General features: G+C 43.2%; 11 protein-coding genes. 7 read left to right on the forward strand and 4 right to left on the reverse strand.

Annotation, left to right across the window (positions count from 1 at the left end; all coding sequences use genetic code 11):
* The first annotated feature begins 114 nt into the window (after positions 1–114).
* Positions 115–381, forward strand: coding sequence for a class I ribonucleotide reductase maintenance protein YfaE (gene yfaE, locus JMW61_RS12875; RefSeq protein ID WP_201551782.1), 267 nt, complete (start codon positions 115–117; stop codon positions 379–381).
* Between the two features lie 100 nt (positions 382–481).
* Here the strand turns inward: yfaE and JMW61_RS12880 are convergent, their stop codons facing one another.
* Positions 482–1,801 (reverse strand): S1C family serine protease, encoded by a 1,320-nt coding sequence (locus JMW61_RS12880; RefSeq protein WP_201551783.1) that lies wholly within the window; start codon positions 1,799–1,801, stop codon positions 482–484.
* A 308-nt stretch (positions 1,802–2,109) separates the two neighbouring features.
* Here JMW61_RS12880 and JMW61_RS12885 point away from each other — a divergent pair, with 308 nt between their 5' ends.
* On the forward strand, positions 2,110–2,934 hold the full coding sequence (locus JMW61_RS12885) for a Nif3-like dinuclear metal center hexameric protein (RefSeq protein WP_201551784.1): 825 nt from the start codon (positions 2,110–2,112) through the stop codon (positions 2,932–2,934).
* A 1,014-nt stretch (positions 2,935–3,948) separates the two neighbouring features.
* Entirely contained in the window at positions 3,949–5,157 is a 1,209-nt protein-coding gene (locus tag JMW61_RS12890; RefSeq protein WP_197100261.1) for a transglycosylase SLT domain-containing protein, read from the forward strand.
* 141 nt (positions 5,158–5,298) lie between these two features.
* Here the strand turns inward: JMW61_RS12890 and JMW61_RS12895 are convergent, their stop codons facing one another.
* The 3 genes from JMW61_RS12895 to JMW61_RS12905 all read right to left on the reverse strand — a co-directional run bounded on the left by JMW61_RS12895 (position 5,299) and on the right by JMW61_RS12905 (position 10,982).
* Entirely contained in the window at positions 5,299–8,271 is a 2,973-nt protein-coding gene (locus tag JMW61_RS12895; RefSeq protein WP_201551785.1) for a LysM peptidoglycan-binding domain-containing protein, read from the reverse strand.
* 558 nt (positions 8,272–8,829) lie between these two features.
* Complete coding sequence (locus JMW61_RS12900; protein WP_201551786.1) at positions 8,830–9,324, reverse strand: nuclear transport factor 2 family protein; 495 nt, start codon at positions 9,322–9,324, stop codon at positions 8,830–8,832.
* 506 nt (positions 9,325–9,830) lie between these two features.
* A complete protein-coding gene (locus JMW61_RS12905) occupies positions 9,831–10,982 on the reverse strand; it encodes a hemolysin family protein (protein ID WP_370463028.1) in 1,152 nt (383 codons plus the stop codon).
* Between the two features lie 711 nt (positions 10,983–11,693).
* On the opposite strand from JMW61_RS12905, the gene yajC reads away from it, so the two are divergent.
* From yajC to JMW61_RS12925, 4 genes are all read left to right on the forward strand, one after another.
* A complete protein-coding gene (gene yajC / locus JMW61_RS12910) occupies positions 11,694–12,020 on the forward strand; it encodes a preprotein translocase subunit YajC (RefSeq protein ID WP_110922992.1) in 327 nt (108 codons plus the stop codon).
* 320 nt (positions 12,021–12,340) lie between these two features.
* The gene (gene secD / locus JMW61_RS12915; protein ID WP_201551787.1) at positions 12,341–14,218 is read left to right on the forward strand and encodes a protein translocase subunit SecD; all 1,878 of its coding nucleotides are present in this window, start codon (positions 12,341–12,343) and stop codon (positions 14,216–14,218) included.
* A gap of 9 nt (positions 14,219–14,227) precedes the next feature.
* Positions 14,228–15,487: a protein translocase subunit SecF gene (gene secF / locus JMW61_RS12920; RefSeq protein ID WP_201551788.1), complete on the forward strand. Its 1,260-nt coding sequence runs from the start codon at positions 14,228–14,230 to the stop codon at positions 15,485–15,487.
* A gap of 198 nt (positions 15,488–15,685) precedes the next feature.
* Positions 15,686–17,104, forward strand: a complete 1,419-nt coding sequence (locus JMW61_RS12925) for an MATE family efflux transporter (RefSeq protein WP_201551789.1) — start codon at positions 15,686–15,688, stop codon at positions 17,102–17,104.
* Positions 17,105–17,113 lie beyond the last annotated feature (9 nt).

Here is a 17,113-nt window from a genome sequence, read left to right on the forward strand (position 1 = left end):
TTACGCTTTAATAGTGTTTTAGGCGTCAACAATACTTTAGGCGTTAACAGTGTTTTACGTTTCGATGGCTGTAGGATATAGCAGCAAGATAGTCAAATCCAAATAGGATAAATTATGACGTGGGTAATGACCAGTAAGCGGCAGTTCTACTTGCATGACGATGAGAGTCTGCTCGATGGACTGCTGCGCACCGGACATGAGGTTAATTATCAATGCCGCGAGGGCTATTGTGGGAGTTGCCGAGTCAAACGTATCGCCAGCTCACATACGGTCGACTATCCATTTGAGCCACTCGCCATGATTGACGAGGATGAGATACTACCCTGCTGTTGCCGTGTACAAGGCGTTATCCATATCAATCATGAGCCTATCGTAAAGTAGAGAAAAACAAATAAAAAGCGCGCTATCTATATAAGATAGCGCGCTTTTTTTATACTAATATCTCATTGCTATGAGAGGTGATGAAAGATATGAAAGGCAATTACTGAGGAGCGCCATCATTTTCAAACAGTTTCAGCAGCTCTTCACGCATACGGTCGCGCTCTGCTTCTGACATCATTGGAACGTTCTGCTGTTCACTTTGTAGATCAGGTTGAGCAAAGCTCTCAGTTTGCACAGAAGCAGGAAGTGCAACAGCCTCTTGCTCTGGACGTACTTCTAGCGAGATGGTGACCTGCTTATTATTACCATTACGCAATATCTGTGCATCAAGCTGTGTATCAGGAGACTTGCGAGCGACATATTGGATCAACGTGTTGGCATCTGTCATCTCAATACCATCGATGGTCAAGATAATATCACCCACTCGTAGGCCACTCTTCGCAGCTGGGCTTTTATCAATGACGTTTAGCACTTCTACACCAGTCGACGTCTCTAACTGCGTTGGATCACGTAGCTGTGATTGTATCTCGATACCCAACCAACCTCGACTGACTTTACCATCTTTAATCAAGGCATTCATAACCTGCTCTACGATAGAGGTAGGAATGGCAAAACCGATACCGAGAGAGCCACCAGATTGTGAAAAAATCACGGTATTGATACCAACCAACTCACCGCGAGCATCCACCAATGCGCCACCTGAGTTACCAGGATTGATCGCAGCATCCGTCTGAATGAAGTCTTCAAACTTATTCACACCCAATCCAGTACGACCTGTCGCTGAGATAATACCTTGGGTCACAGTCTGGCCCACCCCAAACGGATTACCAATCGCCAATGCCAAATCACCCACACGAATAGGATCTTCACGGAATCCTAACGGCGTCAACCCTGTCATATCGACTTTAATCACGGCCAAATCACTGTCTGGATCGGTACCCACCACTCTAGCGCGGCTCTTACGACCATCATTAAAGGCAACGGTAATCTCATCGGCTTTTTCGACGACATGGGCATTGGTCACGATATAGCCATCTTCTGACACAATCACACCAGAGCCTAGGTTGGTATTACCTTGCTCTGCTGATTGGCCACCATGATACTCAAAAAACCGACGTAGCACAGGGTCATCCATATAAGGATGCTCTGCTACGGTCTGTGTGGTATAGATGTTGACGACCGACTGGGATGCACGGGCAACCGCATTATGGTAAGAGGAGATAGGTGCTGGCGTATCGGCAACAGGTTCTGACGCTTGCTGATCAGCCGCTGAGGTTCTCGGTGGTTCCCACTTAGCCTCTGACGTCGATTTCATACTCGTAAACAACCAGATAAACGCTGCCAGCACTAGCAGCAATAAGACCCAAGGTAACCATTTTAATAAAGAAGTCTTGTTATTGGTGTTCCGGGATGACGACATATACAACCTCTATAAATTTAATACAAAAAATGATGATAAGTAATGAGTGAACACTGCCGCTGGTTTGATTATTTTTATTTAATACTAAGACCAGTATTGATGCCACGCTCTAATGAGACGCTATCAACCAGTACAGCTCACGCCTACAAATTATAACCGCCAACTATACCAAATGGTAACGTATCGTGTACCATTTCAGTTAGTAGCTTTGTCTACTCTTTTACAACGCCATGTTAAAATGATTATTATAAAAAACTATGGATTATTTGCAATCACTTGACCGATTGCGACAACGATAAGGGCATACCATGACGGCTATCGACATTTCGACAGAATCAACCAACACTACCATAACAGTAGAGGCGCTAACGCAGTTTTGTGACGACTATTTGTCAGCCAATGCGTTTAAAGATTATGCACCCAATGGCTTACAAGTAGATGGTGGACGACCTATCCAACGTATCGTCACGGGTGTGACCGCTTGTGAAGCGTTGATTGATGCAGCTATCGCTGATAATGCCGATGCGATTATGGTACATCATGGCTACTTCTGGAAAGGCGAACCTGCCACCATCACAGGCATGAAGGGCCGACGTATTCGCAAATTGATGCAGCATGGCATCTCTATGATTGGCTATCACTTACCGCTAGATGCGCATCCTATCGTTGGCAACAATGCCATGCTCGCTGAGATGCTAAATCTGACCATCACTGGGCCACTCTATCCTGTTGAATCTTACCCAGTTGGTAATATTGCCACTTGTGTACCGCAGAGCACCGATGATCTTATCGCAAAGATTACTCAAGCATTAGGGCGCACACCACTACATATCGCAGCTGAGTATCATGAAAACTCATCTTCTAAAACAAGTAATAGGTTGATAGAACGTATCGGTATCTGCACAGGTGGCGCACAAGATATGATTGAACAAGCCGCATTGATGGGCTGTGACGCGTTTATCTCTGGTGAAATCTCTGAGCGTACCACTCATATCGCGCGTGAGCTTGGGATTGATTATTTTGCCTGCGGACATCATGCGACAGAACGAGGCGGCATTCAAGCACTGGGTAAGATAGTATCTCAAGAGTTTGGCCTGCCTGTGACTTTTATCGATATCGACAATCCTGCTTGAAACCTCAGTTTATAACCTTAGTTTATAACCTCAGTTATTATCTCTAAATTCAGAGTTCTCTGTGGGAGTTGAAAGTAGAAACAACTCTTTCAATTCTCACAATCAATGAATTTCATCTCAATTCATGCACCAAAAAGGGTGCTTTTTCTAACCGTCTGTAGCCCTATTGTTAAGTTTTATCGCTAATTTCTTAACTATACTTGAATAATAGGATGAATATCCGCATATTCTTACTTGAAGAAAGAACGTCTTGTCATGAGACTTCCCATTTATTACAGCTTCCGGTTATGGCGCTTAAATGATGGTAAATATCTAAAATCTCATTTTTTATATGATAAATGAGCTGATATGGCTCGGCCAAAATACATTTTTATGGCTGACTACTCCTGAATTTTAGCGTTGCAATAATGGTTTAGTGATACCTGATTGATAGCTTATGTCGATAGATATTCTATTCACTATCAAACAGAATTATTTACTGACCTTTGTTGCTGAACAAAATATTTGAGTTGTTATTTACTCTACCATAAACTACTTAAAGAGTGGATAGCGGCTGATTTAACGTAGAAAAAGTTGGATACTCAGATATATTGGTATTCCTTCTATTCTTGCGTTTTTGTTTCAATAACTTATTTCATGACCTTACCTATGTTTAATATATAGTTGTTTTAGTATTAGCCTTATCTGTTCACCGTTGAAGGAATCATTTGATTTATACCCTTCTCGGTGTTGTGCGTTTTTGTGATTTAGATTGATACGTTAGAGGCAATATTTCAGCTCCGAACGTATATGCCAACAGATAATTAGCTAGTAAAAGACGATACCGCTCATGCTAATAAAGCAGTGATTAGCGATATTGTTACTAAAGGCACTATTATTAAACAAGTAATCTCACACTTATACTATTAAGAAGTGTGAGATTATCTAAATGTGACATCGATGTATGCCTCTATTATTAGCATGCACCCATGAACGTTTTACGGTAAGCAGGATGGCTAAAATCAGGAGACATCCATGCAGCGTATTACTTATCGTGTAAAAGTATCTGCGCAAGGGGCCAAACGCCGTATTTCTTACTTACTGCGTCCATCTAAACGCCTACTAAACACTAAAAGTAACATCGTTTCATCCGTTACCCCAACGACATCGGCCCATTTTGCCAAAACGAAAAAATTGGTGCAGTTGTCTAGTATTGCCCTGCTCTCTTTACCTGCTGAGAGTTTGACTATCATGGGTTCGCCAGTGCCAGCCTATGACAATGTCATGTTACAGAACACTTTAACCATTGCTGCTGTCCCAGGCGACAGCACTTATTTTGCAACTGATGGCTTTCAACATGGCTTCGGCTTTGACTTGGTACGTACCTATGCTGACGAGCTGGGCGTCGATGTCAATCTAAAAGCTTATGCCAACGAAGAAGCGGCATTAAAAGCGCTAAGATCAGGCGAAGCAGACATGGCGCTTACAACGGCCAGCACTAAGCTAAAGAGCAGCTTTAATCTGTCATCGATTAACGTGAGCTGTGGTTATGATGCCAGCTTGACTAAAAACGGCTTACACCCAAAGGTCAGCTGGACGTTTAACTCGTCTAATGACCCGCTATCAGAAAAAGCCAGTTACTTCTTATGCGACAGTATCAAGCTGCAAAACACGCAAAAGCTTGCGGCCTTTTACAATCAGAACTTGCTAAAAGACGCCTATAGTCAGGACCATTTTCAAAAGACGCTAACTGAAAAGTTACCAGACTACCAGTCTTCGTTTGAAGAGCAAGCACGCAACTATAATCACGATTGGGAGCTGTTGGTAGCCATGGGCTATCAAGAGTCACATCTAGATGCGGATGCAGTGTCGCCAACAGGCGTACGTGGCCTGATGATGCTGACTAATAACACGGCCAAAGCAATGGGTGTATCAGATCGTGTTGATCCATACCAAAGTATCGGTGGCGGTGCGCGTTATCTAGAGCAAATGAAAGATGACTTCGCCGATGTACCAAAATCAGATCGAATTTGGTTTGCGCTGGCGGGCTACAATATGGGGCCTAATGCGGTAAAAAGTATTCAGCGCACCTTACAAGCGCAAGGTGTCAATGATAAAAGCTGGGCCAATGTCTACGCATATCTCGCTGAAAACAGAGCGTCTAATAGCCGCTACGGTCAAGCGATGCATTATGTGAGTAATATCAGAAGCTACCTTGAGACGATCAAGACGCAAACGGTCTAGTTATCTCTGCTCGCTTAGACAACCATACAAACCTTGCAATAAAAAAGCTGCTCTTATTATAAGAGCAGCTTTTTTGTGGCTAACAATCTACTTTCAAGCAACCTACTTTCGAGATGCTTATTTTTAGTAATAAGCTATTGCTTAGCGGTTAGGAACTGTCAAACGCTGACCACGCTGTAGCATGGTATCTGCTGCGATATCGTTCATATCCGCCAACTCCTGCGTAGATACGCCATATTTGCGTGCTAAGCCAATCAAGCTATCTCCTGACCCAACAGTATAGCTCACTGTGGCTTTTGGTACTTTGAGTGTCTGTCCACGTTGCAACTGGGCATTGGTCGCCAGACTGTTGGTCGCAGCCAAGTCTTCTACCGAAACACCAAATTGACGTGCTAAGGCGATCAGACCATCACCTGATTTTACTTTGTAACTTTCCGTGTTGCTCAGCGTCTTACCACTGCTGCTCGCGGTGCTAGTGTTACTACTCGTAGCGCTACTGCTTTGACTACTAGACGCACTGGCGACACTACCATTAGCAGGAATGGTAATAGTACGACCGAGTATAAGATTAGAGTTGGTGTTCAAGTTATTCGCTGATGCCAAATCACTTAAGCCAATATTGTAACGTTTGGCCACACCCGTCAAGGTATCACCTGATTTTACTTTATAGCTGACAGCTTTATCATTTAACTGACGATCAACCAGTTCTTTAGAAGCAGGTACTTTGATGGTTTGACCGCGTTGTAAACGAGCTTTTGCATCGAAGTTACTGTTTACCGCAGCAAGATCCGCTGCACTAACGCCAAGGTCATTGGCAATCCCAATTAAGGTTTCACCAGATTTAACTTTATAGTTAGTAGTCGCCACTGAGCTTGAGTTGCTTTGGCTGCTAGTGCTAGTAGACGCCGAGCTAAAATCAACGCTCGCTGGTACTTTAAGTGTCTGACCAACATACAATGAGCTTGTGGTACTGATACCATTAAGACTGGCTAAGGTATCAGTCGATACATTGAATTGACGCGACAATGCAATCAGGCCATCGCCTGCTTTTACTTTATAGTTTTTAGTCGCAGTGCTTGATTTGGTCGGTTTGGTAGAAGGTGCCGCAGATGTGGTTGCAGGCGCAGTCACTCTACCTGGTATCAGCCATAATTTTTGACCTCTACGCAGATCCGAACGGCTGCTCAGGTTGTTATAGGTTGCTAGCTGAGTGACCGATAAACCAAAGCGATTGGCCGTACCAATCAGCGTATCACCACTTTGTACTGTATAACTTTCTGGTTGACTGTCTGCTGTACTACTCGCACTGCTTATTGGCTCGATGCTTTTTGCATTGTATAGATACAAAGTGCTACCCGATAGCAAACTAGCGCTAGCATCTATTTGGTTCCATTCTGCGATATCACGCCAGCTCACGCCAGCACGACTGGCAATGTTAGATAAGGTATCACCACGTTTGACGGTATAAGTGGTACGCGTACCTTGTGGTTTTGGTTTACTTGCCGACGTCTGTGCAAAACTCAGCTTTTTCTCTGTACCACTGGCTTCTAGAATCGATTGCTGCGTTTGAACTGCTGATAGGTTGATATTGCCATCAGCATTGACGACATTGGTTTCCGATGTGCTACTACGGATTTGATTGGCAATGAAATCACGCTCTGCATTGCTTAGCGGTGGCTCTTGGACAATCGTATTGTTTTGCGTAATCTGCGCAGAGGTGGTTGGTAGACTGTTGCTGCTCTTAAGCTCAGCATTGATTTTATTGGTCTCTGCAACGCTTAGTGGTGGCTCAGTACGTGCTGGCGTATTACCATATGAAGAGCTGCTGGTTGGTGTGACTGACGGCGAGATATAGCTGGTTGTCTGCTGTGGCACACTCGCGCTAGCCGCATAATCAGCCAACGCACTGCCCGTAGATGGCAATGAAGAACCACTATACGGCTTATTGTTATAGCTTGGTGTGGTAGTCGTCGTGCTTGGCGTATTTGCTGTTGCCAGTACGTTGCCAGTACCGTTGCCTCTTAATGTGCTCAATTTAGCATCAGTCGTTAGGCTGACATCATTAGGAATGATAACGCGCTGCGGACCTGAAGAATCAACTCGTCCAGAGGTAAGTGCTGTATTCAACTTTTCTAGCTCGTCGTAAGTCACACCTGTTAATTGCGCTACTTCAGATAAGCTGACGCCATAATTCACTGGCACACTACGGAAATGCTGACGGTTAGCAATAGCTGGTAGGTATACGCCATACTGTTCAGGCTTAGCGACGATTTCGGCCACTGCCAAGAATCGTGGCACATAATTCATCGTTTCAGTAGGCAGTCTAAGCGACCAGTAGTCCGTAGGTAAGCCTTGAGCTCTATTGGCATCAATGGCTTTTTGAATACGACCAGGGCCAGCATTATAGGCGGCCAATGCCAATTCCCAACTGCCAAACTGATTATGTAGCGCGGTTAAGAAATCATAAGCAGCACGAGTCGATTCGATAACATCACGGCGGCCATCATAAGTACTGCTTTGGTTCAGACCGTAAATACGACCCGTACTTGGAATAAACTGCCACAAGCCTGCAGCCGCTGCACTACTAGTACCGCTTGGATCGTAGGAGCTTTCGATGACTGGTAGCAATGCAAGCTCAGTTGGAATATTGCGGCGCTCAGCCTCTCTCACCGTATGATAAATATAACGACTGGCACGCGCAGTTAAGCGGTTTAAATAATCTTGTCTACTGGTAAACCAGCTTTTTTGTCCTTCAATACGCTGATTATAAATCGGTTGGCCACCATTCATACGATAACCAGCACGCAAGCGATTCCACAAATCACCATATTGCTGAATAGCAAGCTGATTGCCTTCTACCATTGTCATGTCAGAGGCTTCTAATAAGTCTGCCAATTCGTCCAAGCTATCTGCATCCAAGTACGCAGTTGAGTAATCAGTACTCGTGGCAGCAGTCTGATTGGTAGCAGGCTTAGTAATAACCGATGAGCTATTGGTCGCACCATTGTTTTTTACCGTCGACGTATTGCTACACGCACTGATAAGCAAAGTCGAGACGGCAAGCGTTAATGGCAACGCAATAAATGAGCGAGAGGTTGATAGCACAGTAGACATGATATTAAGAGTTTCCTAACGACAAGAAGTGATGAGATAGAATTGCTTGATAGTATAATATGCAATATAAAGCAAAGACCAGTTAATATAAAAAGATAATAGTCATAAGTTGAGTTGACATCTAGATTGGTCTACTAAGACGCCAGATTATTCCGTCCATGCAGACAATCATGCAAACAACCAACATCGTACAGAATTAGTAGGCTTCAATAGATAAGGATTGTCTTTTTAGTAGATAGTAACCGTGTTTTTGAATAAAGCAGATTTCTAAATAAACCCGTTCAATACCAAATTGGTGTTAATGACTGAATGGTTCATACAACGTGCAATTGATGCTAAATCGCAAGAGCATGTCCTTAATTTTAGAACACGCTCTAGGGAGTGTTCTCATTTTAAAAATGGTGATAAAAATGAGATAAATCGCAGTCAAACAAGGAAAATAGCGTAAGTAATATCGAGATATTAGTTAGCTATTTGACACCGTTTGGCAAGATTTAGCCATTTTTAACCCATTTAGATTACTATCGATTAAATTGAAGACACGCCCTAATAAGCTGGCTAGTTAATCGTTATTTGTGATACCGCACGCAGCAGCACTGCATTGCCAGTTGATAGCGCCAAAGTCACTCTAGATGTAGTGACGAACGAGACAGTTTGACCATCTTTTACCCAACTTTCGTTAGTGGTGACATTGGCTTTGGCCTGCTCGCCCGTAATGACAATGTTGTCTACGGAGATGTCATAGCGATAGTTAGAGGTGTCATTCCAACTGTTTTGTAGCAGTTTCAAATAAGCATCTTTGTCCAAGCTAGTAGACTTACCCTTTCTAGACAACGAAATCAGCGCATCATCAGAGACGAGACGAGCAACCTGACTGACATTTCGGCTATTTGCTGATGACTTCATTGCTGAGGCATAGTTTTGCACCAACGCTTCGGTCATGGTCGCCGCTTGCGCACTGATACTTACGGTACTTGCAATAGCCATCACAGCAGCCACGCCTGCGCCTTTGATTAACAACGCCAAAAGCCCTTTTCCCCATAATCGTTTCATGATAATCCTTAGCAATACAGTTTCCGTTGTTGTCATATATTGACGACTAACGTGTTTCTATCATTTGATTCAACATATTACCTAGTTATGTAATCATAAACTAAGCGAATGCTGTTGGCTCTCATGCTTTGGTTCAATAGCGATACTTCTTAGCTAATGAGACTTCTTAAATAGTGATACTTTTTATACAGTAATAATCTTCAGCTAGTTAGTGATACCTTTCAATAACTGTCTTTATCATAATCATATTTTTAATAGTCGTGACAGCGTTGTTGTATCATAGAGTGAGCCTATCATTTAATTCTCACAGCTATGTGACACCCTGTGTAATTATTGCGAATGTCAAAACAGGCACAGTCATCACCTTTAAAGTACGAGTAATATCATGATCTTATAATAAGTACGCATCAGCGAAGACTGAGTCATCTCTTTTGAACTACAACTCAATCTTTGCTTCAGCTTTAAATCACTGTCTATCAATCGATACCAAGTCTGACGATGCTATTTTAAAGCCTAGTATCTGTACTATTATTATCATAGCGCTCATCATCACTGAGCTTCATACCCAAACGCTCTACTCGTCTGTCCATCATTTGTCGAGCTAGCGCCTGCATGTCTTCAACGCGATCTATCTCATCAACAATCTCTAGACCCAATAAAGTCTCAAACACGTCTTCTAAAGTAACCAGACCTTTAACTTCACCGTATTCACCGACAGTAATCGCGATATGGATGCGATTCTTTAGCATGAGCTCTAATAAATCAAACAGTTTCATTTTGGAGAATACAAAAGTGATTTCACGTTTGAACTGAGTCAATGGCTTATCTACAGCGTGATTCACTTTTGCTAACAACATATCTGTTTTTAATACAAAACCCGTAACATTATCTAAATCACCATCGTAAATAGGTAATCGTGAAAACGTCAGCTTTGGGCGATCAACCAATAGCTCAGCAACCGTTTTGTTCTCCTCAAACGCGAGCATTACCGAACGCGGCGTCATAATATCTTCAACTTTAATGGCGCCAAATGCCAGTAAGTTACGAATAATCCGCGACTCTAAAGGATCAATCTGTCCTGACTCTTCACCAATACTCGCAAGTGCCGCAAACTCACGACGACTAAATGCTTGAGGTTCTTTGCCACGCACCAGTAGTTTTGTCAAACGCTCTGATACCCAAATGAGTGGGTACAGCAGCAAGATAATACCACGGACAAAATAAGCGACAATGCCACTCAACTGACGCCAATATACCGTACCTAACGTCTTTGGAATAATCTCAGACAAGAATAAGATGGCCAATGTCATGATGGCAGAAAACAGACCAAACCATGCGCTACCAAAGACAATCGTTGCCTGAGCACCAGCACCGATGGAACCCAATGTATGAGCGACTGTATTCAATGTCAAAATAGCTGCCAACGACTGGTCGATATTATCAACCTTTAACCGTCTGAGCATATTTGCTTTTTTTGGGTTGGTTTCTTGAACGTCAGCGATGTAGGACGGTGTCATGCTCAGTAATGCGGATTCTGCTAGAGAACAAACAAACGAGATACCGATGGCCACAACCACAAAGAATATCAATAACAGAATATTGAGAGCTGTGGGATCTGCTGAAGCATCAGCAGCAAATGCCGGATAAGGTAGTAGCATTGCGAGTAACGCTAGTAGCCCAAAAATAGGCTTCATGCTTCTAAGACGCTTAAAATAGTGCAGCGTCGGAGGAGGTTTGGCTGACGCTTCTTTAAAAGCGCGCGGACGACATAAACGAGGTACAAACATAAAAGTGGTGAACAAGTTGGGTAACCTAAACAGAAAAGAGAAAAAGGAATCTTAAGCAAACAGCAGCAGATATAGAGAGCAAATAGCAGCACCAAAGTAGAAATACATAAGGGTATCTGCCAACACTTTCTAGATAGCTACTTAAAGCTAACTTCATACTGCATATTAGGCTTAATGACATTCCAATAAATAGTAGGCTAAACACAGCCAATTATTGCCATTTGATAGTAGCACTGATGCTGATATTTCACAATAAGTCGCTTTTTTTAAGTCTTTGCTTTTTGATACCTTGTATTACGCTACTATTGCCTAATATCCACTGATATATCTGAAATTTGCTATAATCGCAGCACTTTGTCATCACTTATCGTATTACAACAAACACAACTTACGTATTGCATTAGAAATACTGTCGTCAGAAATACTGTTATCAAAAATACGGCCACTAGAAGTAATGACCGCTGGCTTGACGATTACCTTAAGAAAAACGTACTCAGGCTATGATTAACAGTTACCAAGTCTGGGATTTTTTGTTACTATGCGTTTAATTTTATTATTATCCATGACTTACTGAGAGAAACTATGTTCTTATTTATTCAAGCTGCTCATGCTGCCGAAACTGCAGGTGCTGCGTCACTATTTGGTCAGATTCTACTGCCTGTTGCTTTTTTTGCGATTTTTTACTTCTTGGTTATTCGCCCGCAGTCTAAGCGTACCAAAGAGCATCGTGCCATGGTCAATGCTTTGAGCGTTGGTAGTGAAATCATTTTTGCTGGTGGCTTAATGGGTCGCATCAAAAACCTAGAAGGCGACTACGCAGTGGTCAGCTTAAATAATAATACTGATATCAAAGTACAACGTGCTTCTGTTATCTCAGTATTGCCTGCTGGCACTATCGAAAGCATTTAATCATCAATCATTGCTATGAATGATTGTTTGATGGTCGTATCATCAGTAGATGCCACGACTAAAAATGACCGTACATTATTTACGGTCATTTTTCGCTATAAAGAAGTGAGACAAAGCGGTCTTATAAACTGCTAGATAGTCTATATTTACTCTTATTGAGTAGGTTATTTTTATTTTTTGTTTTACTATCACCGCGGATGATCGCAACGGTACATGATGATGGCTTTTATACGCAGCATTAGACCTTTGCTATCGCTAACTTCCCATCTGCTAACTTGTGGCCTACGTCGCCAGTTGTTTATCAACTTAAAGAAGTGATTATGCAATATCCCGCTTGGAAATACTTACTTATTACCGTCGTGATACTCATTGCCGGTCTATATGCTGCCCCTAACCTCTATCCTGACGAGCCCGCTGTGCAGATTACGAGTGCTGCTGCAGGTACACAGCTGTCTGAAGAGATATTAACGCAGTCGCAAAGCTTACTCAAAGATGCCGGTTTAGATAACCATGACGGCACATTTGAAGGCAATAGTGCGCTGGTTCGTCTTGACAATTCAGTCGATCAGCTAAAGGCGCAAGAAGTGCTACGTCAAAATTTGGGCGAAAACTATGTAGTCGCTCTCAACTTAGCACAGACAACACCGCAGTGGCTACGCGACATCGGCGCAAAACCGATGAAGCTTGGTCTTGATTTACGTGGTGGTGTGCGCTTTGTACTCGAAGTCGATATGGACAAGGCACTTGAGCAGCGTCTGACCGGTGCTAGTAGCGACATGCGTCGCGAGCTACGTGCTGAACGCATTGCAGTCAAAGGTATCAAGACCGAAGATCAAAGCGTGGTACTGCATTTCGCTGATACAGACACTCGCAATCGTGCACAAAACATCCTACAAGGATCAATGGGCACCACGTTTAGCTTGCAATCTTCTATTGACGATCAAGGTCCTGCATTACTCTTATCGTATAACGATGCGACACTTGACGAAATAAATAGTTATGCTGTCAACCAAAACTTGACAACGCTACGCAACCGTATTGCCGAGCTGGGTGTTACTGAAGCCCTAGTGCAATCACAAGGTGCCAATCGTATCGTCGTAGAATTGCCAGGTGTACAGGATACTGCAGAAGCAAAACGTGTCCTTGGACGTACTGCAAACCTTGAATTCCGTATGGTGGCAGAAGATGCCGACAACTATACAGGTGGTATTCCTCCAGCGGGCACCGAAGCGTTCCCGTTTGAAACACTAGATGGCCCACCTGTATTGCTCGAACGTCAAGCTATTGTCAGCGGCGATAAAGTGACCAATGCTCAAACTGGCTTGGATGAAAGCGGTCTACCTGAAGTAAGTATTACCTTGGACAGTGCTGGCGGCAAGCTCATGCAGAACGCCACTCGTACAGCTGTTGGTAAACAGATGGCTGTATTGTTCATTGAAAACAAGCAAAGAATCACTTACGAAGAAGACCCAGTAACTGGCGAGACGGAAGAAATACGTACGCCTTATGCTGAAACCAAGGTCATCAACCGTGCCAATATTCAAGCGGTTCTAGGCTCCTCTTTCCGTATTACTGGGCTAGACAGCAGTGCTGAAGCTGCTGAGCTTGCACTACTACTGCGTTCAGGAGCACTTGCGGCACCGATGTACTTTGTAGAAGAGCGCACCATTGGTCCACCACTGGGTCAAGAGAACATTGAAAAAGGTCTATTCTCTACGCAGGTCGGCTATCTACTAGTCTTTGCGTTTATGATTATCTTCTATCGTCTGTTTGGTGTCATCGCTAACGTAGCACTAGCAGTCAACGTGATCATCATCATCTCTATCATGTCAATCCTAGGCTCATCGCTTACCCTACCCGGTATCGCTGGTATTGTTTTGACCATCGGTATGGCAGTTGATGCAAACGTACTAATCTTTGAGCGAATACGTGAAGAGATTGCAAATGGAGTAAGGCCGAAATCCGCTATTGTGGCAGGTTTTGACCGAGCTTTTAGTAGTATTTTCGATGCCAACATTACAACTTTATTGGTCGCATTTATCTTATTTGCGATTGGTACTGGTCCGATTAAAGGCTTTGCGATCACGCTAGCTATTGGTATTATCAGCTCGCTGTTTACGGCTATTCTGGTCACACGTGCGCTGGTACAAGTTGCTTATGGTAAGCGTAAATCCGTCAAACGTCTGAGCATCGGTTAGGAGAACATTATGGCTATCGAGAATAAAAATCCTCTAGAGCAGCAGAATAGTCCAGATCGAAATGGTTCAGGCGGTTCAAATGGCGATGGAAACAATGCAAGCACGCGCCGCCGTAACAAACCACGCCGTGATGGCAAAGGTAGCAATACTAAAACCAACAATCCTGTCACAGTGCAGCCGAGTAACAGTAAAGCTCGTCGCGGTGGCAAGGGTGCTAGTAAAGACAGTCAAGCACTGGCCACTCAAGCAACTGATCCTAATCTAGCAACAGGTGATGCGGCAGATGATGCGGCGGCACAAGCTGAAGGTGGTATCAAAGCCATTGGCAACCAGCGTATTATTCCTTTTATGAAGATAGAAAAGCCCATGGCCATTTTATCTTTATTGATGGTTATTGGTAGTATCATTGCTATCGCCGTAAACGGTCTGAATTTGGGACTTGATTTCACGGGTGGTGTCTCAGCAGATGTGCGTTATGAGCAGTCTGTTGAACAAGTTGATGTTGTCAATGCCTTGTCAGACAATGGTTTTGATGATGCCGTCGTACAGTACCTAGGAACATCACAAGAGCTACTGATTCGCCTACCACCTCAGTCTGATAATGTTGATGGACTCAATACCAGTCTGACCAAAGCATTGACCTTAGCTGATAATAATGTTGAAATCAGTAACGTCAATATTATCGGTAGTCAAGTAGGTAGTGAAGTCTACTTAAACTCAGTGATGTCGTTAGCGCTAGCACTAGCCTGTATGCTTGGTTATGTTGCCCTGCGTTTCCAATTCAAATTATCCCTTGGTGCAGTCATGTCGCTGTTTCATGATGCAGTAGTCACTATTGGTGTATTTGCTTTATTTGGCTTCCCATTTGATTTAACTGTGTTGGCAGCTATTTTGGCCTTGATTGGTTACTCATTGAACGATACGATTGTTGTCTATGACCGCATCCGTGAGAACTTCCGTCGCGTCCGTGGTATCACGCCGCGCCAGACTATCGACTTGTCTTTGACAGAGACGCTGCGCCGTACGATTATGACCATTTCAACGGTATTGTTAGTGGTATTAGCAATGCTGTTCTTAGGTGGTGATGGTCTATACTGGTTCTCAGTTGCCCTCTTCATCGGTCTAATTGCTGGTACTTACTCATCAACTTATATCGCAAGTTCGATTCCATTACGTATGGGTCTATCTCGTGATGACTTTATTGTAAAAGTAAAACCAGAGTTTGAAGAAGAAATCGTTACTTTTAACGATCCAAAAATGTTTGAATAAGTGTTTAATGGTATTATTTAATTTATATAATTTTGACTATAAAATTCTGCCATAAATAACAGTATTAACATTTAAATCAAAGCACCTGACTCATGAACAATGAGTCTAGGTGCTTTTGTCTTTGTAGCTGTGTTTGTCATAAATAGCAAATATGCTACGCTCAATCCTTGTTGGGTTTTAAGTATAAACGAGCCAAAAATGACTACTCCCATATCTAGTCCAATGCCGCCCATCGATACCCGTTATACGCGTATTATTGCCATCGCTTTGCCAGTATTATTGGCCAATCTTGCCATGCCTCTACAAAGCGTAATCGATACAGCGATCGTCGGTAATATGAATGATACGGCTAAACTTGCTGGTATGGGACTCGCGATACAGTTATTGTCGTTATTGCTCGTCAGTTTTAACTTTTTACAATACGCATCGTCTGGGCTGTCAGCACAAGCAATGGGACAACTGGCCAACCATACCACCAATGCTACAGATGGTGCGGCAACGTCAGTTGATACAGCTCCTTCACCCTTACTATCTATCTTGCAACGTGCTTTGCTCTTGGCATTTGGTATCGGTGCTATCTTGCTATTGGCAAAGCCTTGGTTGATAGATTTTGGATTACAGGCGCTATCAGCCAATCCAGATAGTGGACGTGCTGCACAGACTTATTTAGATGTTAGGTTTTGGGGCGTGATTGCTGAGCTGATGAACTTTGCATTTATTGGTTGGTTTGCTGGGCAAGGTAAAACTCGCTATATGCTGTATCAACAAGGTTTTATTGCCATACTCAATATTGTCCTAACCTTGTTTTTTGTCTTTACGATGAAAATGGGCTTGGTCGGTGTGGCATTAGGTACGACCATTGCTTTCTGGTTTGGTGTGTTATTAGCACTGTGGTTAAGTCGTCATCATCTACAAATATCTTGGCGGGCTTTGTTTACTGCTGATAAGCAATATTTTACTAAAGAACGCATACTTAGGCTGTTCTCACTAAATAAAGACATTTTTATTCGTACGCTTATCTTAACTTTGAGTTTTGCTTGGATTACTCGTCTCTCTGCTCAAAGTGGTGATGTCATACTGGCGGCCAATGCTATTTTACTACAAGTCCTGAGTATCTCAGCCTTTGCCCTTGATGGTGTTGCAGTTTCCGCTGAGACGTTAAGTGGTCAAGCCGCTGGACGCCGAGATTGGCCACGTTTTCGCATTATTATCAAGCGCACAGGTATTGTCAGCTACGGACTTGCCATCGCCTTGAGTGCTATATGGTGGCTTGCAATGCCAACATATTTAGGATTTATGACCAATATCGACACGGTCTTCACGTTGGCGCATCACTACCATCTTTATGCCGTATTACTACCCCTCGTCGGGGTTGGTGCCTATTGGTTAGATGGTATATTTTTTGGCTTAACAGCTGGTCATGTAATCCGTAATGCTGCTCTGATACTCGCCGCTATATTTTTCCCACTCAGTTGGTTTCTCTATCAACAATGGGACATGACTGGTATTTGGTTAAGTGTATGGTGTTTATTACTGCTTAGGCTAATTATTTTAGGTGGCTTCTTGTACCAAGCACATCAAACGGGTAGCTATGAAAAGCTACAGCCGGAAGCTTAATACCACTCT

The organism is Psychrobacter fjordensis, assembly GCF_904845995.1.
GTDB classification, from domain to species: Bacteria; Pseudomonadota; Gammaproteobacteria; order Pseudomonadales; family Moraxellaceae; genus Psychrobacter; species Psychrobacter fjordensis.

Coding starts and splice junctions, on each gene's coding strand:
- JMW61_RS12880 (WP_201551783.1), bottom strand. CDS start 1,801: ATGTCGTCATCCCGGAACACCAATAACAAGACTTCTTTATTAAAATGG.
- yajC (WP_110922992.1), top strand. CDS start 11,694: ATGTTCTTATTTATTCAAGCTGCTCATGCTGCCGAAACTGCAGGTGCT.
- JMW61_RS12900 (WP_201551786.1), bottom strand. CDS start 9,324: ATGAAACGATTATGGGGAAAAGGGCTTTTGGCGTTGTTAATCAAAGGC.
- JMW61_RS12885 (WP_201551784.1), top strand. CDS start 2,110: ATGACGGCTATCGACATTTCGACAGAATCAACCAACACTACCATAACA.
- yfaE (WP_201551782.1), top strand. CDS start 115: ATGACGTGGGTAATGACCAGTAAGCGGCAGTTCTACTTGCATGACGAT.
- secD (WP_201551787.1), top strand. CDS start 12,341: ATGCAATATCCCGCTTGGAAATACTTACTTATTACCGTCGTGATACTC.
- JMW61_RS12890 (WP_197100261.1), top strand. CDS start 3,949: ATGCAGCGTATTACTTATCGTGTAAAAGTATCTGCGCAAGGGGCCAAA.
- JMW61_RS12905 (WP_370463028.1), bottom strand. CDS start 10,982: ATGCTACTACCTTATCCGGCATTTGCTGCTGATGCTTCAGCAGATCCC.
- secF (WP_201551788.1), top strand. CDS start 14,228: ATGGCTATCGAGAATAAAAATCCTCTAGAGCAGCAGAATAGTCCAGAT.
- JMW61_RS12925 (WP_201551789.1), top strand. CDS start 15,686: ATGACTACTCCCATATCTAGTCCAATGCCGCCCATCGATACCCGTTAT.
- JMW61_RS12895 (WP_201551785.1), bottom strand. CDS start 8,271: ATGTCTACTGTGCTATCAACCTCTCGCTCATTTATTGCGTTGCCATTA.